This is a genomic window from Hymenobacter arcticus (assembly GCF_054779975.1).
The window spans coordinates 59,665-81,553 of sequence record NZ_BAAGXF010000014.1 but is presented as its reverse complement, the minus strand read 5'-3'; the positions used below and the strand labels follow the sequence as shown (position 1 = coordinate 81,553).

The following is a 21,889-nucleotide window of genomic DNA, read 5'->3' as shown; positions in this document are numbered from 1 at the left end:
CGCAGTGGAGCGCGGCAATCCTTCCTTGGGCGTTTTCATCATCGGATTAGTAACGCCGGCGTGAAGGAGAGATTGCCGCGCTCCACTGCGTTGCGCTCGCAATGACAGGCGATTTATAAACTTTTAGCCTGCCGCGCCTTGCCGAAATCCAGAATCCGGTCGATGAATTGATAAGGCGTGTACCCCGCCAGCGCCGTTTGGTGAAAAATGCAAGTGGCGGGCGTCATGCCGGGCAGCGAATTGACCTCAATAATAAGCACTTCGATGGCCCCACCGGCGCGCACCCGCACAAAGGCGTCGATGCGGGCGTAGCCCTCAATGTGCAAAATCTCGGCCACTTGGTGCAGCACCCGCTTCACCCCGTTGCTGACGCGCTGGCGCTCGGCGGGGTCGGCGGCGTAGCGGGCAGGCGTGATGTTCTGGCCTTCGCCGGCCAGAAACTTCTCCTCCAGACTCAGCACCTCGCCATTGGCCAGGGCCTCACTGGCCTCGAATACTTCGATTTGCAGCTGGCCGTTAGTGTCGTAAGAGGTTAGTAATCCGCCGGTTACCTCCAGGAAGGTGGCCGCGCCGTCGGGGCCAATCAGGGTTTCCACCAAAAAGGCGTCCTTCTGCGGAAACTCCTCCTTGAAGCCCAGGTGCAGTACCTCGGCCGGGCCGGTGAGCAAGGCTTCCTGCTGCCGGAAAATCTGCTCGCTGAAGGCTTGCAGCTCGGCGCGGGTTTTAATTTTTTTCACGGCCGAGGAGCAGCCATCGTCGGCGGGCTTGGCAATGAAGGGGTAGCCAAACTGAGCTTCGAGGCTGCGGTAGAAGGCTTCCGGGTCGGCCAGCCACTCCAGGCGCTGGGCCAGGCGGTGGTCGGCTACGCGCAGGCCGGCTTCACGCAGGCGGCGGTTGGTTTCGAACTTGTTGATGGTCACGGCGCTGCTGGCCGCGCCCGAGCCGTTGTAGGGCATACCGAATTTCTCCAGCTCCAATTGTAAGGCACCGTCTTCGCCGGGGCGGCCGTGCAGGGCAATAAATACCTCATCGACCTGCTCGGCCAGTTCCTCGAATGAGAGGCGGCGCGGCGCGGCAATGGCCTGGCCGGCGTAGGTGCTGGTGATGTCGGTGGCCTCTTGGCGGATTTTGGCCAGGATGGGGTGGGCCGCGTGCCCGGCCTCGGCGTGCTCGATTTTCTCGCGAATATCATCCGCGTTATCCTTGAGCATCACGTTGATGGGTAGCTCGTAGAGGCGGAACTCCTCGCTGTTGCCGGCCAGGAAAATCGGTACCGGCCGGTACTTGGTGCTGCTGCTCAGCTTCTCGTAGATGTTGCGCCCGCTCTCCACCGAAATGTGCCGCTCGGAGGAGTAGCCGCCCATGATAACGGCCACGCGAATGCGGTCGTCGGTCACTTGCTGGCGCGATTTAATGTCGGCATCCAGCTTTTGCAGCACGGCTTCCAACTGCACCGGCTTCAGGCCGCCGCGCCGGCGGGCGGCCAGCGACGTGCGGATGAGGTAGGTGAGGAACTGGCTGGGGTTCAGCCCAATCTCGGCCGCCTGGTGGAAGAAGAACGACGCCGGCAGCATGCCGCTCGTGGTATTTGGGTCATTCAAAAAGATGGTGCCATCTTCCTGAATGAAGCCGTCGAGCCGCGCGTACACCTCGAAGCCGAAGGTGCTGAACATCGTTTGGCACTGCTGCCGAATGCGCTCAATATCCGCCTCGGGTAGGTCGATGGGCGTGACTTTGCGGGCCAGGCCAGGCAGGTACTTGGCGCGGTAGTCGAAGACCTCAGTGCCTTTCACAATCTCGGTGGGCGGCAGGGCCAGGGGCTGGCCAAATCTATTTTCTACAACAATACAAGAAAACTCGCGGCCGGCCACAAATTGCTCGATGAGGACCTGGGTTTCGCCAGTGAGGCTCTCTAAAATGAGGGGGATATTACTCTCTTTTACGAGGATTTTGTATTCGTCATCAATATCCGCTGGAGAATGTCTGTTGATATATTCAAGATGGATATTTTTACTAGCTACTTCATCTATAAAACTCTGATTGATGAAACTAAGCAGAGCTTCGGGATGCTCCATGGTTTGGCAAACATTGCTCCATTGGTCGTCGCGCCACAGCTTGATGCTCGCCTTAATGGGCAAGCCAATACCTTCGCGTATGTCGGCTAACTGCCGCACCCAAGTAAGTCGGCCATTATCATCTAGCTTTTCCCACTCACTGCGAAATAACTGCCGCCTGAATCGTGCCCGGTCTACTGCTATTTTAAGGTGCTCCGCATTGGCCTCCCGCACTATACTTATGCCAATGCTGCTGCCCTGATGGGGTGCCTTCACGACCAGCGGTAAACCAAGCTCTTCTATTAGCTCGTGCAGGATAACTTCTGGCTCATCATAATCCAGCGTTTCGACCACGAACTTCGGCGTAGCCAGCCCCACGGCCTGCATCAGCCGCTTCTGCGCGATTTTATCAATGCCCAGCGCCGAGGGCAAGATACCGGAGCCCGAGTACGGAATCCCCACCCACTCCAGCAGGCCCTGGATGGCGCCGTCTTCGCCGCCCGGCCCGTGCAGGGCCAGGAAAGCAAAGTCCATGAGCTTAGGCAGTTCGCTGGCTTCAACCTGGCGGCCTACGTGGCTGATGAGCTCCGTGAGGGCTTCGGGGCTGAGCTCGCCCAGGCTTTCGATGTAGACTTGCCAGGGGTGGCGGGTGGCGGGCAGCGCGGCCACGGGCGGGTAAAAGTCGCGGATGGTGCCCTTGTAGAGGTACTGCCAGTCGAGCAAAATGAAGTGCCCCTGGCTATCCACAAAAATGGGCACAGGCTGAAACAAGCCCTTGTCCAGGTTGTCAAAAACGGTGCGCCCGCCCGCAAACGAAATCTCCCGCTCGCGCGAGGTGCCCCCAAAGAAAATGCCGATTCTCATCATACTGGGCACAAAGGTACGGGGGAGGTAAGTGAGTAAATGGGTGGGTGAGTAAGTCGTATGTCATTGCGAGCGCAACGAAGTGGAGCGCGGCAATCTTTCCTTTGCGCTTGCTTCCTAATCACCAGTAAGCCGTAAAGCCCGTATTACTTGCGGATAGCCGGGTGGTTGCCAAGGAAAGATTGCCGCGCTCCACTTCGTTGCGCTCGCAATGACAGTCAATTATTTCCCCCTTTTTCACCTCTCATGAACACCCTCGCCAACTACAACTTCGCCGGCCGCCGCGCCGTGGTGCGCGTCGACTTCAACGTGCCGCTCGACAAGGACTTGCGCATCACCGACGACACCCGCATTCGGGCGGCCACGCCCACCATCCAGAAGATTCTGGCCGATGGCGGCTCCGTAGTGCTACTCTCGCACCTGGGCCGGCCCAAGGGCGGCTACGAAAAGAAATACTCACTCGAAAGCCTGCGCCAGCGCCTCCAGCAGGAATATGGCCGCGATGTGCTGTGGGGCGGCGACGTGCTTTCCGACGAGGCCATGAGCAAGGCCCAGGGCTTGCAGCCCGGCCAGGTGCTGTTGCTCGACAACGTGCGCTTTCACCCAGAGGAAGAGGCTGGCAATGAAGAGTTTGCCAAGCACCTGGCCCAGCTCGGCGACGTGTACGTGAACGATGCCTTTGGCGCGGCGCACCGCCGCCACGCCTCCACCGCCGTAATGGCGCACAACTTTGCGCCCCAGGACCGCGTGGGCGGCCTGCTGCTGCAAGGCGAGCTCGACAATGCCCAGAAGGTGCTCGATAACCCGCTGCGGCCGTTCACGGCCATCATGGGCGGGGCCAAAATTTCGGATAAGATACTGATTATCGAGCAGTTGCTGGATAAGGTGGATAACCTGCTCATCGGCGGGGGTATGGCCTACACCTTTGCCGTGGCCGAGGGCGGGCACGTGGGCAACTCGCTGCTCGAAGCCGACAAGGTGGAGTTGGCCAAAACCCTCATTGCCAAGGCGAAAGAGAAAGGCGTGAACCTGGTTTTGCCCGGCGACAGCCTCATCGCCGACAAGTTTGCCAACGACGCCAACGTGGATGTGGCCCCCAACCACAGCATCCCCGAAGGCTGGATGGGCCTCGACCTCGGCCCCACTTCCCGCGAAGAGTTTGCTGGCATCATCAAGGACTCGAAAACTATTCTCTGGAACGGCCCGATGGGCGTGTTTGAGATGAGCAACTTCTCGCTGGGCACCGAGTATGTGGCCCGCGCCATTGCCGAAGCCACCGAAGCCGGTGCGTACTCACTCATCGGCGGCGGCGACTCGGCCGCGGCTGTGCAGCAGCTTGGTTTTGGCGACCGCGTGAGCTACATCAGCACCGGCGGCGGCGCGCTGCTCGAGTTCATGGAAGGCAAGGAGCTGCCCGGCGTGGCGGCCCTGGGGTAGGGAAGTTGATTAGTAAGTAAATCTGTCATTGCGAGCCCCGCGAAGCAATCGCATAAGAACGAATTGTTCGCGTATTGTTTGGGCGCGATTGTTTCGCGGGGCTCGCAATGACAATTTTGTGCTGTAGCAAATTCCTCGTTAATGCAGCCAAAACGAAGTGGTACCCGTATGAACGGGTACCACTTTTCTTTTCCACTCCCGATGACTGACCACGAACAGGAATACGCCAAAATGGCCCGCCAAGTGTACCGCACGCTCACCGACCAGCGCCCCCAGTGGGAGGAGCGCAGCCCGGCGATGGTAGCCGATTTTGAGCAGCTCAATAACTTCTTGCAATCCTACGACGAAGTATCCAACCGCCAGGGCGATAAGAACGCTAAAGACCCCGCCGATGCCCGCGACCAGGCGGAGCAGGCGGCCGAAGCCGCCGCTGGCCGCATTGTGCGCGGCCTGCGCGTGCTGCAACTCAACCTGCATAACCCGGCCCTGGCCGAAGTAGCCAGCTACACCCCCGACGTGCTCAACCCCCTGCACGGCGAGGAGCTGCTGGGTGCCCTCAACGCCGTAGCCGCCGCCGCCGATGGTGCCAGCGCCCTGCTCGCCAACGAAGGCGTAACCACCGAACACCTCCAAACCCTCACCGATGCCATTGCCGTGTACGAGCCCCTGGCCGGCCTCAATAACAGCACCCTGGAGAAAGGCAGCGCCCTCAACGACACCGCCCGCCAAGTGGTAAAGGGCCTGCACAAAGTGCTGCGCCGCCTCGACACGCGCATCGACAACCTGCGCGCCGATATTCCCAGCCTGGGCCAGGCCTACAACGACGCCCGCGCCTCGGCCGAAACCGGCGACCTGAGTGAGGGTGACAAAGGCGCGGACGGCGGCATTGGCCGCGCCGCGGCCGGCAACGCCTTCGGCCCCGAAAGCCAACCGGGGCAATAGCCCGGTAGATTGCCATTAGCAAAAAGACCTACCGGCTAGCCGGTAGGTCTTTTTGCTATAATATTGATTGTGAGATAATTAGCGATTGATTGCGTAGTTCCCGTGGGGCTATGGGTACGCTGGCGTAGGACAAATGTGTTTGACTACCTACTCTAGCACGCTGGCGATGAAATTGTATTCCCAATAAAAAAAACCAAGCACGGCTATGCTAAACCCCACAGCCAGCAGCAACACCAGCATCCCGCCCAGCCGGTGCGCCTTGCGGTTGCTCTCCAGCAAGTCGAAGCCCACCAGCCACAGGGCCACGCCGATAAACAGCAACACGACCGCATACAGCGCAATGCGGATGTACTGGATTTTTCCTTCGTGAATAATCTCCAGGCCGGAAAGCAGGAGGGTGTAGCCGGGCATAAAGGGGGCGTGGGGTGAGCTGGTAAAAGTAGGGTGCGGTTGCTGTTCAAGATGCTCAGTACAAAGCAAAAAGCCCCGTCGCAACACTGCGACGGGGCTTTTTTGGAGAAGTATGGCTTTAGTTTACGTAGAGCGCTTCCAACTTCTGGCCCATGCTTTTGAAGCCACGGCCGGGCAGGCGGCCGGTGAGGCGGGTGGCCAGCGCCTGGGCTTCGGGCGTGCTAAGCACGTCGAGCTCGTGCAGCCAGCCCAGGCGGCGCAGCTGCGGCTCGATGAGGCCCAGCGGGTTGATGGGCGCGTATTCGCGGCGCAGATAGGCTTTGGTGTGGCTTTCGAGGTGCTGCACAAAGGCGCGGAGCTGGCGGCGGTCGCGCGGGTGGTCGGCGAGCACCACGCGCAGCGGCGCGGTGTGCACAATGGCCTGGTGCCACCAGTTTTGCCAGGCGTAGAGCACCACTAGGCCCAGGCCAGCGGCCCCGCTCAGCACGTAAAACCAGAAGTCTTCGGGCAGCTCGCGGTGGCCCGCGTATTGCAGGCGGGCGGCGTTGCCAATGAGCCACAGCAGGCCAATGGCCAGCCAGCGCAAGTGGCGGCCGGGTCGATTGCTGTGGTACTCCAGGCGCAGGGGCAACACTTCTTCGTAGGGAATCTCAACGGCCATATCGAGCTGGCCCCGGCCGTCGCGCTGGCTCACGTAGAGGCCGTGCTCGCGCAGCACAAACTCGGTGGAGCGGGTAACCTGGCTTTGTTTAAACTGCATAATCTGCCTATGTAATAAGCTATTAGCTTTTAGCCGATAGCCGTTAGCTTTTTTTATTGAATAACAAACATTTGCACTGAGTGTACTAGTCAGTTAACGGGGGCTCATCACGTACCAATAATCAACTTCTTAGCGCAGCACCTCGAACGGCGACGACGAAAAGCACAAGATAAACAGCCCCACCATCACCCAGCCCAGCACCTGCCGGCCGCGGCTGAGGGGGCTATCGTCGGGCGCGGCCGGGTGGTACACGCCCGACAGCCGCCCCAGTAGCAGCCCAAACACCAGCCAGCCTGGCTGGCCCATAATGCCCGGCCAGTAGGTGGCTACCGCAATTTGGGCCACCCACACCACCGCGCCCACCGCTAGCCCCCACGAGGCGCGCGGCAGCAACCGCCAGAACACCAGCCCCAGGTACAGGGCGTAGGCCGTGCCGCCGTAGGCCCAGGTCTGCCAGCCGCTGCGCAGCGAAAACAGCCCCAGCCCGGCGTAAAAAATGAACGCCACAAACAGCCCTGCCGACAGCCGCCCCGCCCGGCGCGGCCCCAGCAGCCCGTACAAAATGTGCCCCCCATCGAGCTGGCCGATGGGCAGCAGGTTAAGGGCTGTGAAAAACAGGCTTAGCTCGCCGGCCACCAGCAGCGGGTAGCGCAGCAGCAGGTTGGGCGGCGGCAGGCGGTGCGGGTCGGCAAAGGCGGCCTCCAGCCAGTGGTAGAGCAGCGGCTGGGCCAGCGTGAAGCCTGGCGGCTGGTAACGGGCTAAATCGCGGGTAGTTACGAGCAGATACTCGGCCTGGTCGGGCAGCGTAGCGAAGCCGTAGATGAGAAGCGGCACCGCCACTAGCAGCCCCGCCAGCGGCCCGGCCAGCCCAATGTCAAAAAATTCGCGGCGCGAGAAAATGCGGTCCCGTATCCGGATGACGGCCCCAAACGTGCCCAGCCCCAGCGGCATGGGCAAAAAGTAGGGCAGCGAGGTGCGCACCTTGTTGTACTTCGCCACGAAGTAGTGCCCAAACTCGTGCACCGCCAGCACCCCTAAAAACGGCCCCGCATACAGCAGCCCCCAGCCCAGCTGCGCCCAGCGCGCCGCGGCCGGCAGGCCAAACACGTCGAGCGGCAGCAGGTCGCCATCATTAGTGCCGATGGGGCCGCTGCGCACCATCTGTACGCCCGCCAGCACGGTGGTGGCCAGCGTGAGCAAAAACAGCCCGATGTGCAGCGCATAGCGCCAGCCCGGCCGCATGGGCGGCCGCTCGTAGCGCCTAAACAGGCGCCGCGCCCAGGCCCGGCGGGCGGGCGCGGGCGCGGCTACCGCATCGGCGGGCCAGCTTAGCAGCGGCTCATTGGCGGGCTCGGGCCGGGGAAGGAGGGGAGAGGTATCCAGGGGAAACAGACGATTAGCCAGCGTACTCCTGCGGAAAGAGGCGCAGGGCCTCGGGCAGGGCCGTGGTGAGGGTGAGGGGCGGGGCCAAATGCAGCACCCGCAGCCCCAGGCGGCGGGCCGTAGCAATGTGCTGCGGGCTGTCTTCAATGAATAACGTATCGGCGGCCTGCCAGTTCATTTCGCGCAGGGCGTGGTGAAATATCTCCTCGCCCGGCTTGCGCAGGCCCACTTCCTGCGAGTAGAACACGCGGTCGAGGCAATCGGCTATGCCGTGCTTAAACCCGTACTGGGTGGCCAGCCGACGGTTTATCTCGGCAATGTGCAGGGCGTTGGTGTTGCTGAGCAGGGCCGTGGCGTGGCCGCGTCGGCGCAGCTCGGCCACCAGGGCTAGGCGCTCGGCAGGCACGTCGAGCAGCAGGGCGTGCCAGGCGGCGTCGATTTCGGCATCGGTGGCGTCGAGGTCGTAGCGCTGGCGCAGGCCATCGCGAAACTCGGCCGGCGAAAGCTGCCCGGTTTCCAGCTGGTCAAACAAGTCGGCTTGGGTGGCTTGGCTGTACTCGACAGTGCTGCCCGCCCGGCTCAGGCGGCGAAAAGCGGCGGGGGTGCGGTCGTAGTCAATGTCGATGAGGACACCGCCAAAATCAAAAAGCAGGTTGGGAAGCATGAAGCGTTGCGGGGAATTTTCGGCAAAGGTCGGGCTCAAAAGATGCCTCGCCGACCAGAAATCCACACCATATTCGCCGGCCGCGCGTAACTTTGGGGCGTTGGCAGCTTCGGCCACCGGCACCGGGCCTATAGCTCAATCGGTTAGAGCAGCTGACTCATAATCAGCAGGTCCTTGGTTCGATTCCAAGTGGGCCCACAAAAAATCCTCGCAACTAGCTGTATTACAGTTAATTGCGAGGATTTTTTGTGGGCCCACTTGGAATCTGGCTGGCTTTGCGCTGGCTCGCCTTTGTCGTGCGGCTCTTGCGTGAAGTTGTGCGCCGACCTATTTTCTAAATAACTTCTATGGATAATACAAATGTCGGTTTCCTCGTTATGTGTCACTTAAAAGCCCTGCTACTACGGGGCTTTTTCTATTCCCGCCCTCTCGTAGCTTCGTCCCCTCCCGTACCCTACGCCTCCATGCCCGGCCTATTCGCTGCACGCTTTTCCTTGCCTATCCGTTGCTGGCTGCTGATTCCGCTGGGGCTGGTTGCCTGCGAGCAGCACCCGGTTACCCAGGCGCCCGCAGTGGCCCGGGCAGCGCCTTTCGGCCGGGCCCCGGTGCCGGTGAAGATTCCCGAGGATGCCGTGCGGGGCGATTTTGATGGCGACGGCACCGCCGAATACGTGTGGTTGGTGCCCCCCGCGATAGATTCCAGCGGCGAGGACTGCGTGGGGGAGTGCGTCAGCCGGCTGCGGTGCTCCAACCCGGCCCTGCAGCCCTACGGCCTGAAGCAGTCCATCGGCGGCGAACTCACGGTTTTCCATCACCTGGGGGCCGGCCGCCGCGACTACCTGGGCATTGCGCCCGCGTGGTTCACCAGCTGCTGGAGCAGCTACTACGTGCTCACCTACCGGGCGGGCGGCTGGCAATACGGCGTAGAGCCTTTCTCCACTCATTGCGACCAGTGGGAGGCCGGGGTGGTGCCGATTGCGCGCGACAGCGCTCACACCGGCCACGTGCTCATTCGCTACACCGACATGGCCCGCGAGGACTTTGCGGTTATTACCAAGTCGGTGCCCTTGCGGTAGTTGCTGCTACCCACGGGTGTCTTTGCGGTGATGGCTAAAGTAGATAAAATATTGATTAAGTGCAGGTTGTGCTGATTGGCAGGCTAATAAGTCGCTGCGCTCCTACACCGCGTGCAGAATAACGTAGAGCGAGGTGGTCGAAATCACGACCCACAGCAGCACGCCCAGCACGTAGGGCTTCGGGCCCACCGAGCCCACCACTTTGGCCGAGAGGCCCGCGCCGATAAAGAAGAGCGTCACCGTGAGGCCTAGCTTGGCCAGGGTCACCAACACCGGGCCGAGCGCCTGGGCGGCCGGCACGTAGGCCGGGGCAAAGGTGTTGAACAGCATGGCCAGGATAAAGCCAAAGATGAAGTAGGGAATCTTGATTTTAACGCCCTTCTGCTTGAAAATCAAGGAGGTGCCGATGGCCACCGGAATAATCCAGAGGGCGCGGGCCAGCTTCACGGTGGTAGCTACTTCCAGGGCCTGGTTGCCGTAGGCGGCCGCCGCGCCCACCACCGAGCTGGTGTCGTGGATGGCAATGGCGCACCAGAGGCCAAACTGGTTCTGGCTCATGTGCAGCGCGTGGCCGATGGGCGGGAAGGCAAACAGCGCCAGGGCATTGAGCACGAACACCGTGCCCAGGCCCACCGACATTTCCTCGTCCTTGGCCCCTAGTACCGGCCCAATAGCCGCAATGGCGCTGCCCCCGCAAATGGCAGTGCCGCACGAAATGAGGTGCACCACGCGCCGGCCCAGCCCCAGCCACTTGCCCACGAAGTAGCCCAAAAACAGCGTGCCGAAAATGGACACGACCGTGAACAGAATCCCCGCCTTGCCGGCCTGCACCGCGGCGTGGGCGTTCATGCCAAAGCCCAGGCCAATAACCGAGAATTGCAACAGCTTCTGGGTGAGGGCCTTGGTGCGCGCTGGGAAGGGGTTGCCCAGCGTTTGGGCCAGTGCCAGCCCGAGGGCCAGCGCCAGGGGCGGCGAGGCCCAGGGCGTGAGGCAGAACACCAGAAACAGCCCGAATACCACCTGCCGCAGGGTAAAGTTCTGCCCAAACAGTACACGGGGCGTGTGCAGGGGCCGAAAGATGCCGGTGATAGGCGCAGGCTCAGCGAGCGTGGCGGCTGCTTGGTTCTGCCTGGCCGGCGTGGCCATGAGTATGGGTTCGGCGCTAAAGCTTGGCGGCGTGGTAGGCGGCGCAAGCAGGGTGGGCTGGGGCATAGGGGCAGGTTGATTAAGGAGTGCAAATTTACGGCCTTACCCCTGCTATGGATTATCCTAAAATGTTATACGTAATAACCAAGGGTTATTTGATGGGTTCGTTAGTGGGTAGTCGCCCTCCGCGGGCACCCCACCCCCGGCCCCTCTCCCGAAGGGGAGGGGCCGGGGGTGGGGTGCCCGCGGAGGGCGACTACCTAACTATGCTACGCACTGGTACTTGCGCTTGCGCAAACGCCAGGAACCGCTGCGCCGGGCGCGGCAGCGGTTGGCCTTGCACCCACACCGCCTCGAACTGGCGGGGCAGCGCGAGCCCTTGCAGCGGCACTATTTCGAGCAAGCCCGCCGCCAGCTCGCGCTTCAGCGCTTGCCGCGACACGAAGCCCAGCGCCTCGGGGGCCGCCCCGAGGTAGCTCTTGATGGCTTCGGTGCTGTCGAGGTAAAACGCTACGGACAGCTCACTGAGCTTGATTTTGCGCTCGCGCAGCGCCATTTCCAGCACTTCGAGCGTGCCCGAGCCGCGCTCGCGCAGCACCAGGGGGCTGGTAAGGGCCTCGGCCAGCGGTACGGGCTTGGCGGGTGGGCCGGCGGCCGAGGCTCGGCGCACGGCCACCAGCTCATCGGGTAAGAGCAGCTCGTAGTGCAAGTCCCGGTTTTTGGTGCGGCCCTCTACGAAGCCCAGGTCCAGCTCGCCGCGCAGCAGCGCATCGGCAATGCGCTCAGAGTTAGCCGTGTACAAGCTCAGCTGCACCTGGGGGTAGCGCCGCTGGAAGGTGGGCAGCCAGGCCGGCAGCACGTACTGGCTGAGGGTGGTGCTGGCCCCCAGGCGCAGGCGGCCGGCGGCTTCTTCGGGGTCGCGTAGGCCCAGGAGTTGCTCATCGAGCTGCTGAGCCGAGGCCGCCACCGCTTCGGCGTGCAGCTGGAGCAGGCGGCCGGCTTCGGTGAGCGTGACGCGGTTGCCGCGCCGCTCCAGCAGGCGCTGGCCGTACTGGGTTTCCAACTCGCGGATGTGCTTGGTCACGGCCGGCTGGCTTACAAACAGCTCTTGCCCGGCCTTTGTGAAGCTCAGGTGCCGGGCCACGGCGGCAAATACGCGCAGGCGAAAATCTGACATGCCGGCAAAGGTCGGGCACTGGGGCGGGGGCGGGCAACTGGCCGTGTTCTGAGGGTAGAATTCCGGGCCCAACTATGCTGCCGCGCGAGTAGGTTTGGGTTGGGTTTCAACGAGGCTACCCGCCCGGCGGCCCCGCTCGGTAGCCCCCGTTTGGCTAGCCTTGAAGTGCCCAAGCGGCTTTGGCACCCGGCGCCCCACTCGGAGCTTGCTGTTTGTCAAATTCATGCGCGCCCCGGCCGCCAGAACCGCGGCCGCCTCGTACTCCATGAAGTACCTGGGCGCAAAAAATAAGGGCCGTTTTGGGCGTTGGTAGTACGCCAGCGCTACTGGCGTAGTACGCCAGCGCTACTGGCTAAGCCACTGGGTAGCGCAGGGCCGCAAAAGCCATGTGTGGTCAGTCTTTTTTGTTTGTGAAAGTCACTGATAATGTGTACATTCATGCATGGAACACCTACTAAAAATGCTCGCCCAACATTGGGACTTTGGTTCCGAACACTACTGGCACCTACGGCTGCTCAGCTCCCTCTTGCTAGGGCCGCTATTAGGTGTGCTATGCGTCATATTTTTTGACAAGCGTGAGCGGCCCAAGCTGCGTGCGCTCGCCGGCCCAAAACCAACCATGCGGGTAAATAGCGCAGGGCAGCTGCTGTCCTGAAGCAGCGGCTCCCCGTTATTCGAGTGGTAGAAAAACCCCGCCTCCGCGGGGTTGTTTCTGTTTAGACGTGCGCCCACGCCTCGCCTGAAACTCAAGCGCCGCGCAGGCAAATGCGTTGGCGCGTAGTCTGGCGGAGCGCGCCGCGTTTCGTATCCGAGAAGCCTGGATTTGTGTGCTGCTGCGCGGGCGGCGCACCCCGACCTTTGGGGTCGGCTGGCGCTGTTGGCAGCCGGGTACTTATCCTGGTTTTATGAGTCTGACTGATTTTCGCACCCTGGGCCGCTCGGGCCTGGTGGTGAGCCCCTTGTCATTGGGCACCATGACATTTGGCACCGCCCGCTGGGGCTCGGCCGACGACGTATCGGAGGCTATTTTTGACGGCTACGTGGCGGCCGGCGGCAATTTTATTGATACCGCCGACGTGTACGCCGGCGGGCGCAGCGAGGAGCTGGTGGGCGGCTACGTGGCCGACCGCGGCCTGCGCGATAAGCTGGTGCTGGCCAGCAAGTTTGGCTTCAGCGGCGGCCCCGGCAACCCCAACGCGGGCGGCAACGGCCGCAAGAATATCCACCGGGCCCTCGAAGGCTCGCTGCGCCGCCTCAAAACCGACTACCTCGACCTCTACTGGCTGCACGTGTGGGATATGGTGACGCCCGCCGAGGAGGTGCTGCAAACCCTCGGCGACCTGGTACGGGCCGGCAAAATCCGCTACTTCGGCTTTTCCGACATGCCGGCCTGGTACGCGGCCAAGGCCGCCACACTGGCCCAGGCCCACGGCACGCCCGGCCCCATTGCCATGCAGCTGGCCTACTCACTGGTCGAGCGCAGCATTGAGCGCGAGCACGTGCCGGCCGCCCGCGAGGGTGGCCTGGGCATTGTACCATGGAGCCCATTGGCGGCTGGCTTCTTGGCGGGCAAGTACGAGCGGGCCGGCGACGGCGCGGCCACCGGCGAAGGCCGCCTCAGTGGGCCCAACCCCTTCGGTAACACGCTGTTTACGGACCGCAACTGGCGCATTCTGGACGCGCTGCGGGTGGTGGCTGCGCAGGCTGATAAACCCCTGACGCAGGTGGCGCTAGCCTGGGCTGCGGCCCAGCCGGGCGTGGCCTCGCTCATCATCGGGGCCAGCAAGCTGGCGCAATTGCACGATAATATTGCTGCGCTCGACGTGCGCCTCAGCCCCGAACACCTGCGCGCCCTGGATGAGGCCAGCGCGCTGGAACCCACTTTTCCGTACCCCATTTTCACGCCGGGCGGCAACCGGGGCGTGTTTGGGGGTACCAGCGTGCGGGGCTGGCAGTAGGGGCGCGGTTTGTGTTGCAGAAGCGGGGGTTTGTGTAGGTCCGGCCCTGGGTAGGGGCTGGACCTTTGCTTAGCAAAACCGGCAACGCAGGGTTGCCGCTAACCAACAAAGTATGAGTACTATAAAAAAAGTAGCCTTGGGCAGCCAGGGCCTGGAAGTATCGGTGGAGGGCCTGGGCTGCATGGGCATGACGGGCGGCGTAAACGGCATGAGCGTGTACGGCGCCGCCGACGAGGCCGAGAGCCTCGCTACCCTGGACCGCGCCCTGGAGCTGGGCGTAACGATGCTCGACACCGCCGACCTCTACGGCCCCATGCTGAATGAGCGGCTGGTGGGCCGCGCCATTGCCGGCCGCCGCAACCAGTTTACCATCGCTACCAAGTTTGGCTTTGAAGTAGATGACAACGAAAACTGGACCGGCGGCTACAACGGCCGGCCCGACTACGTGCGCAAGTGCATCGAGCGCTCGCTCAAGAACTTGGGCACCGACTACGTGGACCTCTACTACTTGCACCGCGTGGACCCCGCCGTGCCCATTGAGGACACCGTGGGCGCCATGAGCCGCCTTGTGGAAGAGGGCAAAGTGGGCTACTTAGGCCTAAGTGAAGTACCAGTGGACATATTGCGCCGGGCGCACGCCGTGCACCCCATCACGGCCCTGGAGTCGGAGTATTCGCTGTTTGACCGCCGGGTGGAGGACGAGGGCATTGTGCAAGCCACCCGCGACCTGGGTATCGGCTTCGTGGCGTATTCGCCGCTAGGACGGGGCTTTTTGTCGGGCGAAATCAAGACGCCCGACGACTTTGAGGCCAACGACTCGCGCCGCTTTTTCCCGCGCTACCAGGGCGAGAATTTCTATAAAAACCTGGCGTTGGTAGAGCAGCTTCAGGCGCTGGCCGCCGCCAAGGGCGTGACGGCCGCGCAGCTCGCCCTAGCCTGGGTGCTGGCCCAGGACGTAGTAGTGATTCCCGGCACCAAGCGCCGCAAGTACCTGGAAGCCAACGTGGCCGCCGCCAGCCTCGTGCTGACCCCGGCCGAGCTGGCCAGCCTCGACGCCATTATGCCGGTGGGCAGCGCAGCCGGCGCGGCGTATCCCGAGGGGTTTTAGTAAAGGGAATGAAGGTCCGGCCGGCCGGCTTTTTCAGCCGGCCGGCCGGACCCTTGTTAGATAATTACGCTACCTATATTTAACCCCATGAGACAGCCCACGCGAGAATTCAAAGTGCTGGAAACGGTGTCGGATTTCACCCGGCACTTCGGGTTTCCGGCCCCGGCCCACCCGCTGCTCACCGTTATTGACCTGGCCAAGACGCAACGCATTGTGCCGCCTACCGGGCCGGTGGTACGGCAGCTCTACATCATCTCACTGAAAAAAAACCTGAAGGGCCTGCTGCAATACGGGCACCGCCCCTACGATTTCAGCGAGGGCGTGCTGGCGTTTTACGCGCCCGGCCAGTTTTGTGAAGGCAATGACTCCGTGGATGTTACGGAGCTAACGGGCTGGATGCTGGTTTTTCACCCCGACTTGCTGCACAAGTACCCGCTGGCCAAAAAGATGGCCGGCTACGGCTTTTTCTCCTACCAGGTGCACGAGGCGCTGCACCTCTCGGCCCGCGAGGAAACCATGCTCGACGGCCTCATGGACAACATGCGCCGCGAGTACGAGCAGGCCACCGATGCCTTTAGCCAGGACGTGCTGGTGTCGCAGCTCGAAGTGCTCCTCAACTACGCCAACCGCTTCTACCACCGGCAGTTTTTGACGCGCCGGCCCGCCGAGCACGACTTGCTCAGCAGTTTCGAGGCGCTGCTCACGGCCTATTTTGCGCAGGGCGACAGCCAGCCGCTGCCCACGGTGCAGCACTTTGCCGACGCCCTGCACGTGTCGCCGGCCTACCTCACCGACATGTTGCGCTCGCTCACCGGCCAAAGTACCCAGCAGCACATCCACCACCACCTCATCGAAAAGGCTAAGCAGCTGTTAATGAGCACGTCGCTGTCCATCAACGAAACGGCTTTCAAGCTGGGGTTTGAGTATCCGCAGTACTTCAGCCGGCTGTTTAAGAGCAAAACCGGGCTCACGCCGGCGGCCTTCCGGTTTTCGGCGCAATAGCCAGTAACTATCAGCTGGATAATGCGTTAAGTAGCTTATCGGGCGTGAGGGGCAATGAGCGCAGGCGCTGGCCGGTGGCGTGAAACACGGCGTTGGTGATGGCGGCGGGCGTGCCCACGCAACCGATTTCGCCGATGCCGCGGGCCCCCAGCGCGCTGATGTGCGGGTCGGGAATGTTGAGCGCTTCCACCAGGATGTCGGGCGTGTCGGCCATGCTGGGCACGTGGTAGTCGGCCAGGTTGCGCACCACAGCGCGGCCGTTGCGGGCGTCGTAGTGGGTGGCCTCCATGAGCGTGGCGCCCAGGCCCATGGCCATGCCGCCGATAAACTGCGAGCGCGCCGTTTGGGGGTTCATAAGCCGGCCCACATCGTACACGGCGCACAGCTGCGCTACCCGCACGGTGCCGCTGGCCTCGTCCACGCGCACCTTGGCAAACACCGCCCCGAACGAGTAGAACGAGAATTGCTCGCGCTCATCGCCCGGCTTGGCCGTGCCCTCGGCGCTGATGGACGGCAGCTTGGCGCGCTGCAAAATGGTGGCGTAGGTTTCGCCCTGGGCGGCGTTGGCCCGGCGCACCAGGCGGCCCTCGCGGGCCTCCAGGGCGTCTTCGGCCGCGCCAAAGAGGGGCGACTTGCTATCGGCAATGGCTACTTTTTTGAGGGCGCTGAGGGCGGCCTGGCTGGCGGCCGTGGCGGCCGGCCCCACGGTGGCCGTGGTGGCCGAGCCGCCCGTGGTGGGCGCGGCCGGCAGGGCCGAGTCGCCGAGCTCAAAGCGCACGCTGTCAACGGGTAGCGCCAGCGCGTCGGCACTGATTTGGCGGAAGATGGTGTAGGCGCCGTTGCCTAGCTCGTGGGTGGCACTCTGCACCAGGGCGCGGCCGTCGGCAAAGATGGTGGCGCGGGCCGTGGCCTCGCGGCGGGCGGCCGGGTACATGGTGGTGGCCATGCCGTAGCCAATGAGGCTGTTGCCCTCGCGCATCGAGCGGGGCTTGGGGTTGCGGGCGCTCCAGCCGATGAGCTCCTGGCCGCGGGCGTAGCACTCGCGCAGGTGCTTGCTGCTGAAGGGCTTACCGGTTTCGGGGTTTTTGTCGGCGTAGTTGCGCAGGCGCAGCTCCACGGGGTCAATATTCAGCTCGGTGGCCAGCTCGTCGATGGCGCACTCCAGGGCCCAGCCGCCCACGGTTTCGCCGGGGCCGCGCATGGGGCAGGGCGAGGGCAGGTTGAGGTGGGAAAGGTGGTGCGCAAAGCCCAGGTTGGGCACCGAATACATCATGCGCGACACCCGGGCGCAGGGCTCGGTGTAGCCGCTCACCATGGAGGTTTGGGCCTGCGTATCGTGTTGCAGAGCCGTGAGTTTGCCGTCGCGGGTAGCCCCCAGCGACAGGGTTTGCCGGGTGGCCCCGCGCTGGCCCGCCGTGCTGAACATATCCTGCCGCCGCAGCTCAATCTTGACCGGCCGGCCCACCACGCGGGCCGCCATGGCCGTGAGCAGCGCCGGGGCATACAGCCAGCCCTTAGACCCAAACGCCCCGCCGATAAACGGGCAAATGATGTGCACACTGTCCTTGGGTAAGCTCAGCGAGGCAGCGATGACTTCCTGCAAGGTATCGACGCCGCGGGTGGTGTCGTAAACCGTCAGGTAATCAGCGCCGTTGCGCTTTTCCCAGCGCGCAATGGTAGCGAGCTGCTCAATGGGGTTGTGGTGCGTGATGGCCGACTCGTACACCCGCTCCAGCTTCACCGGCGCGGCCGCCAGCGCCGCCTTGGGGTCGCCGACGGTCACTTGCAGGGGCTCCTCCTTGCTGCCCGTGAAGGACTCGGGCAGCGTTTTGCGGCTGGCGGTGGCTGGGTTCAGCTCCGGCGCGGCTTCGTCGTAAGTGATGCGCACCAGCGTGGCGGCGTGGCGCGCGTGCTCGTGGGTGTCGGCCACCACCACGGCCAGCGGCTGGCCCGCGTACTCGATGGTGGCATCCTGCAAGGGCTGGAGCGTTTCGGTGATGCCGCCCTCGCCCCGAAACAGCGAATTGCCCACCTTGTCGGGCATGGGCTGGAGGCGCGGGGCGTTGAGGTAGGTGAGCACTGCCAGCACGCCGGGGGCCTTTTGGGCGGCCTGCACGTCAATAGCGCGCACCTTGCCGCGGGCAATGGCGCTGGTGGCGAGCGCGCCGTAGGCGAGGCCCGGCAGGTCCCACTCGGCGGTGTAGCGCGCGCCGCCCATCACCTTGAGGCGGCCATCTACGCGGTCGAGCGGTTGCCCGGTAGCTTCGGTTAGCATAAGAATACGGACTAATTAATTGGGGGTAGCTACCTGGCCGGCCATGCCGCCCACGCTGGCCGCGAAGGCCGTGCCGGCCGGGCCCTGCAAGGGCTGCAAGCCGCTGGTTTCTAGCAGGGCACGCACCAGCAGGTTGCGGCCCATTGGTATTTTGTAAGCATTGTGCTCCAGCGGCTTGGCGTCGGCAAAGGCGGCAGTGGCGGCGGCCCGAAACAGCTTTTCGGTGGGTACTTGGCCCGCGAGGAGCGCCTCGGCCGGCCCCACGCGCCAGGGCTTGTGGGCCACCCCGCCCAGCGCAATGCGCGCGCGCCGGATTTTCTTGCCATCCATTTCCAGGGCCACGGCGCACGAGGCGAGGGCGTAGGCATAGGAGGCGCGCTCGCGCACCTTGAGGTAGTGCGAGCGGCCGGTGAAGGCGGGCAGGTCGATGCTGGTAATCAACTCGCCGTGCTCCAGCACCGTGTCGAGGTGCGGGGTGGTGCCGGGCAGCCGGTGCAGCTCCGTAAAGGCGATGGTGCGGGGGCCGCGCGGGCCGGTAGTCTGCACTCGGGCATCGAGGGCGGCGAGGGCCACGGCGAGGTCGCTGGGGTGAGTGGCCACGCAGGCCGCCGAGGCCCCAAACAGCGCGTGAACGTGGTTGTAGCCCCCAATTGCTGCGCAGCCACTGCCCGGCGTGCGCTTGTTGCAGGGCTGGGCCAGGTCGCGGAAATAGGGGCAACGAGTGCGCTGCAAGGGGTTGCCGGCCATGGTGGCCATGTTGCGAATCTGCACTGAAGCCCCCGCCAGCAGCGCCTCGCTCACGGCCGGGTAGCGCGCCACTATGGCCGGGTAATACGCGGCCTCGGTATTCGTGGCGTTGGCCCCGATGCGCACGCCGCCTTCAAAATCAATAAGTTGACGCAGCGGCAGGCCCGCCACGTCCACCAGCAGGCTGGGCTGGTGCACGCCTTCTTTCAGCAAATCGACCTGCGACGTGCCGCCGGCGATGAATGCTGCTTCGGGGGTTTTGGCCACGGTGGCCACGGCCTGGCTGTTGCTTTCGGCGCGCTGGTATTGGAACGGATGCATGAGCTAGTGGCGAAGGGCGGCTAGCCGCGTTGGGTTTCCTGAATGGCGGCAATGATGTTGGGGTAGGCAGCGCAGCGGCAGAGGTTGCCGCTCATGGCTTCCCGGATTTCAACGGCCGAGCCGTGGCGCGTGTGCGGGTCGGCGAGCAGCGCGGTGGCCGCCATAATCTGGCCGGGCGTGCAGTAGCCGCACTGAAAAGCGTCGTGCTTGATAAACGCGGCCTGCATGGGGTGCAGCGCGTCGCCCTTCGCCAGGCCCTCGATGGTGGTAATGGCCTTGCCCTGCGCCATCACGGCCAGCGTGAGGCACGAGAGGGCGCTTTGGCCGTCGAGGTGCACGGTGCAAGCCCCACACTGGCCGTGGTCGCAGCCCTTTTTGGTGCCGGTGAGGTGTAGATTTTCGCGCAGCGCATCGAGCAGCGCCGTGCGCGGGTCGAGTTGAAGGCGGTGGCTTTTGCCATTAATAGTCAGCTCAACGGGTAGCGTGGCGGCGGGGTCGGCGGCGGGGCTGGCCGATGTAGCGGCCGGCGCGGCGGACGTCACGTCCGGCAAAGCCAGCAGCGCCGCCGCGGCCAGCGTAGCCGTCACGAAAGTCCGGCGCGACATACCGCCAGTCACTGCATCGGTCGCCGCAGCCCCGGGTTCGGTAGCGGCCGAGTCGGGCGCCGTGGCGGGCCGCAGGGCTTCCAGCGCCGCCAGCACTTGGCCGGGCCGCAGCTCCTGGCCGGGCTCGACTACCGTTTTCCAGCGCAATATTCCTTCTTCATCAAGCAGCAGCAGTGCTTGCTGCCCAGCCACGCCCAGCTGCGCGGCCAGCTCGCCGCGATAGTCGAGCGAGTGCCAGGCCTCGGGGGCCGCATTGGCAAAGGCCGCGCCGCTGCCAAACTCCTGCGACAACTGCGCAAAAATGGCGCTTTGGTGGGCCTGCGCCGGGTTCCACTCGGTGGGGGCAAAGGCCAGAATAAGCGGCCGGCCGCGCCGCGCCAGCAGCGTGGAGCCATCGGGCAGCGGGCCGTTGGGCGCGGTATCGCCGGTTTGCAGCGCGGGGGCCAGGTTTTGCGTCATGGGGCAGGGCCTTACTCGAAAGGTTCAGCTCTGATACGCGCTTTTGGTGCCAGCGGTGGTCGGGCACGGCGGCGTAACAGGCACCACGCCGCGCCCACCGCGCCGGCAAGCCTGGCAAAGCTGCGCGCCCGGCCCGGGCCTGATGTGCTGAGTAACAAGCAGTCAGTGAGCCTACTATTTAGTTTTTAGCTGCTAAATACTGACGAAGGCCGCACATGCAAATCAGCTAGTAATTTTGCCCAAGCCACTGGGTGGCCGGCTGGTAAGTTGCGGTCGGTGCTAGTGGCGGTAGCCCGCTAGATTAACTATATGGTAGTGAGAACGATGCTGCGCCACTGCCTGTTTGCCGAGGTGCTGGGCACGGCCATTCTGCTGATTTTTGGTACCGGCGCGGCCGTGGTCAACGAGCAAACCCACGCGCTGGGCCACGGCGGCGTGGCGGCGGCCTTCGGGCTGGTGGTGCTGATACTCATTCAGGGCCTCGGCCATGTGAGCGGTGCGCACGTGAACCCGGCCGTGACCATCGCCTTTTGGGCGGCGGGGCGGTTTCCGGGGCGGCGGGTGCTGCCCTACGTGGCGGCCCAGTTGGTGGGCGCGTTTATCGGCAGTGGCTTGGTTAAGCTGGTGGCTACCAGCGGCTCTACGCTGGGGGCTACGCTACCGGCGCACGGCCCCGGCCAGGCGTTTGGCTTGGAGGTGCTGCTCACCTTTTGGCTGATGCTGGTGATTTTGCGGGTGTCGTCGAGCTTTTATGAGCAGGGGCTGCTGGCGGGGCTCACCATCAGCGCCACGGTGGGGTTGGAGGCGCTGGTGGCCGGCCCGCTCTGCGGGGCATCCATGAACCCGGCCCGCTCGCTGGCCCCGGCCTTCGTGAGCGGCCACCTTGCTGATGCGTGGCTCTACGTGGTGGCCCCGGTGGCCGGCGCGCTGCTAGCCGTGGTGGCCGATAAGCTGCTGGAGCTGAAAGCGCCCGTGGAAGTGCCCGTACAGCCATAATAAACTGATTATAAAGGCCTTAAACTAAGTGCGTCAGGCTGGGCTAGCCCGGCCTGACGCACTTAGTTTAAGGCCTTTATTAAGTTGCTAACTAGCGGGCTGCTACTTCTTTACCAGCGCCATGTAGCACTTGGGGCACTTGCCGGGCTTGTCGCCAATCACCTCGGGGTGCATGGGGCACACGTAGGCCGTAGCGCCGGGGGCTGGGGCGGTGATGGTGGTGTCGGCCACGCTGATAGTGGTTGCCGGGGCGGCGCTGTCGGCGGCCATGGCCCCGGTGCCAGCAGGCGTAGTGGTGGTTTCGGTAGTGGCTTTGTTATCGGAGCAGCTGGTAGCGGCGAAGGTGAGGCTGGCTAAGGCCAGGCCCCAGGTCATCATTTTTTTCATGAGTTTGGGAAAGGGTTAGGAGTAAATAAAAGAGAAACGGATTAGCGGAGTCGCCGCAAGTTCGGGTAATCGAAAAGCAAGCTGAACGCCCCAGGGTTGGGGCGCTCCCGGCAAAGT

General features: G+C 63.6%; 18 protein-coding genes and 1 tRNA gene. 8 read left to right on the top strand and 11 right to left on the bottom strand.

Annotated features, from left to right (window positions below; genetic code table 11):
- Positions 1–113: 113 nt before the first annotated feature.
- Positions 114–2,918: a D-alanine--D-alanine ligase family protein gene (locus ACYVGC_RS19585; protein WP_460585625.1), complete on the bottom strand. Its 2,805-nt coding sequence runs from the start codon at positions 2,916–2,918 to the stop codon at positions 114–116.
- Positions 2,919–3,164: 246 nt separating this feature from the next.
- Between ACYVGC_RS19585 and ACYVGC_RS19580 the strand changes: the two genes are divergently transcribed.
- Together ACYVGC_RS19580 and ACYVGC_RS19575 are read left to right on the top strand one after the other, a co-directional pair.
- Positions 3,165–4,355: a phosphoglycerate kinase gene (locus ACYVGC_RS19580; RefSeq protein WP_460585553.1), complete on the top strand. Its 1,191-nt coding sequence runs from the start codon at positions 3,165–3,167 to the stop codon at positions 4,353–4,355.
- A gap of 201 nt (positions 4,356–4,556) precedes the next feature.
- Positions 4,557–5,297: a hypothetical protein gene (locus ACYVGC_RS19575; RefSeq protein WP_460585552.1), complete on the top strand. Its 741-nt coding sequence runs from the start codon at positions 4,557–4,559 to the stop codon at positions 5,295–5,297.
- Positions 5,298–5,444: 147 nt separating this feature from the next.
- Here ACYVGC_RS19575 and ACYVGC_RS19570 read toward each other — a convergent pair whose 3' ends face one another.
- The 4 genes from ACYVGC_RS19570 to ACYVGC_RS19555 form a co-directional block, all read right to left on the bottom strand.
- Complete coding sequence (locus ACYVGC_RS19570) at positions 5,445–5,708, bottom strand: hypothetical protein (protein ID WP_460585551.1); 264 nt, start codon at positions 5,706–5,708, stop codon at positions 5,445–5,447.
- Between the two features lie 118 nt (positions 5,709–5,826).
- Positions 5,827–6,468 carry a hypothetical protein gene (locus ACYVGC_RS19565; protein WP_460585550.1) on the bottom strand — a complete coding sequence of 214 codons (642 nt, stop codon included), beginning with the start codon at positions 6,466–6,468 and terminating at the stop codon, positions 5,827–5,829.
- A gap of 129 nt (positions 6,469–6,597) precedes the next feature.
- Positions 6,598–7,710: a site-2 protease family protein gene (locus tag ACYVGC_RS19560; RefSeq protein ID WP_460585549.1), complete on the bottom strand. Its 1,113-nt coding sequence runs from the start codon at positions 7,708–7,710 to the stop codon at positions 6,598–6,600.
- 154 nt (positions 7,711–7,864) lie between these two features.
- On the bottom strand, positions 7,865–8,515 hold the full coding sequence (locus ACYVGC_RS19555) for an HAD family hydrolase (RefSeq protein WP_460585548.1): 651 nt from the start codon (positions 8,513–8,515) through the stop codon (positions 7,865–7,867).
- A 124-nt stretch (positions 8,516–8,639) separates the two neighbouring features.
- On the opposite strand from ACYVGC_RS19555, the gene ACYVGC_RS19550 reads away from it, so the two are divergent.
- Positions 8,640–8,713 (top strand) — tRNA-Ile (locus ACYVGC_RS19550).
- A 266-nt stretch (positions 8,714–8,979) separates the two neighbouring features.
- Positions 8,980–9,591 (top strand): hypothetical protein, encoded by a 612-nt coding sequence (locus ACYVGC_RS19545; protein ID WP_460585547.1) that lies wholly within the window; start codon positions 8,980–8,982, stop codon positions 9,589–9,591.
- Positions 9,592–9,693: 102 nt separating this feature from the next.
- On the opposite strand, the gene ACYVGC_RS19540 is transcribed toward ACYVGC_RS19545, so the two are convergent.
- Positions 9,694–10,803: a YeiH family protein gene (locus ACYVGC_RS19540; protein WP_460585546.1), complete on the bottom strand. Its 1,110-nt coding sequence runs from the start codon at positions 10,801–10,803 to the stop codon at positions 9,694–9,696.
- 190 nt (positions 10,804–10,993) lie between these two features.
- Positions 10,994–11,914, bottom strand: coding sequence for a LysR substrate-binding domain-containing protein (locus ACYVGC_RS19535; RefSeq protein WP_460585545.1), 921 nt, complete (start codon positions 11,912–11,914; stop codon positions 10,994–10,996).
- Positions 11,915–12,819: 905 nt separating this feature from the next.
- Between ACYVGC_RS19535 and ACYVGC_RS19530 the strand changes: the two genes are divergently transcribed.
- The 3 genes from ACYVGC_RS19530 to ACYVGC_RS19520 all read left to right on the top strand — a co-directional run bounded on the left by ACYVGC_RS19530 (position 12,820) and on the right by ACYVGC_RS19520 (position 15,982).
- On the top strand, positions 12,820–13,872 hold the full coding sequence (locus ACYVGC_RS19530) for an aldo/keto reductase (protein WP_460585544.1): 1,053 nt from the start codon (positions 12,820–12,822) through the stop codon (positions 13,870–13,872).
- 112 nt (positions 13,873–13,984) lie between these two features.
- Entirely contained in the window at positions 13,985–14,980 is a 996-nt protein-coding gene (locus ACYVGC_RS19525; protein WP_460585543.1) for an aldo/keto reductase, read from the top strand.
- An 87-nt stretch (positions 14,981–15,067) separates the two neighbouring features.
- Positions 15,068–15,982: a helix-turn-helix domain-containing protein gene (locus ACYVGC_RS19520; RefSeq protein WP_460585542.1), complete on the top strand. Its 915-nt coding sequence runs from the start codon at positions 15,068–15,070 to the stop codon at positions 15,980–15,982.
- Between the two features lie 10 nt (positions 15,983–15,992).
- Here the strand turns inward: ACYVGC_RS19520 and ACYVGC_RS19515 are convergent, their stop codons facing one another.
- From ACYVGC_RS19515 to ACYVGC_RS19505, 3 genes are read right to left on the bottom strand one after another with little or no spacing between them, the layout of a single operon-like run.
- Positions 15,993–18,257, bottom strand: coding sequence for a xanthine dehydrogenase family protein molybdopterin-binding subunit (locus ACYVGC_RS19515; protein ID WP_460585541.1), 2,265 nt, complete (start codon positions 18,255–18,257; stop codon positions 15,993–15,995).
- 15 nt (positions 18,258–18,272) lie between these two features.
- Positions 18,273–19,325, bottom strand: a complete 1,053-nt coding sequence (locus tag ACYVGC_RS19510; protein ID WP_460585540.1) for an FAD binding domain-containing protein — start codon at positions 19,323–19,325, stop codon at positions 18,273–18,275.
- Between the two features lie 20 nt (positions 19,326–19,345).
- Positions 19,346–20,389: a 2Fe-2S iron-sulfur cluster-binding protein gene (locus ACYVGC_RS19505; protein WP_460585539.1), complete on the bottom strand. Its 1,044-nt coding sequence runs from the start codon at positions 20,387–20,389 to the stop codon at positions 19,346–19,348.
- 309 nt (positions 20,390–20,698) lie between these two features.
- Here ACYVGC_RS19505 and ACYVGC_RS19500 point away from each other — a divergent pair, with 309 nt between their 5' ends.
- The gene (locus ACYVGC_RS19500) at positions 20,699–21,385 is read left to right on the top strand and encodes an MIP/aquaporin family protein (protein WP_460585538.1); all 687 of its coding nucleotides are present in this window, start codon (positions 20,699–20,701) and stop codon (positions 21,383–21,385) included.
- A gap of 102 nt (positions 21,386–21,487) precedes the next feature.
- Here ACYVGC_RS19500 and ACYVGC_RS19495 read toward each other — a convergent pair whose 3' ends face one another.
- Complete coding sequence (locus tag ACYVGC_RS19495; protein WP_460585537.1) at positions 21,488–21,772, bottom strand: heavy metal-binding domain-containing protein; 285 nt, start codon at positions 21,770–21,772, stop codon at positions 21,488–21,490.
- Positions 21,773–21,889: the final 117 nt, after the last annotated feature.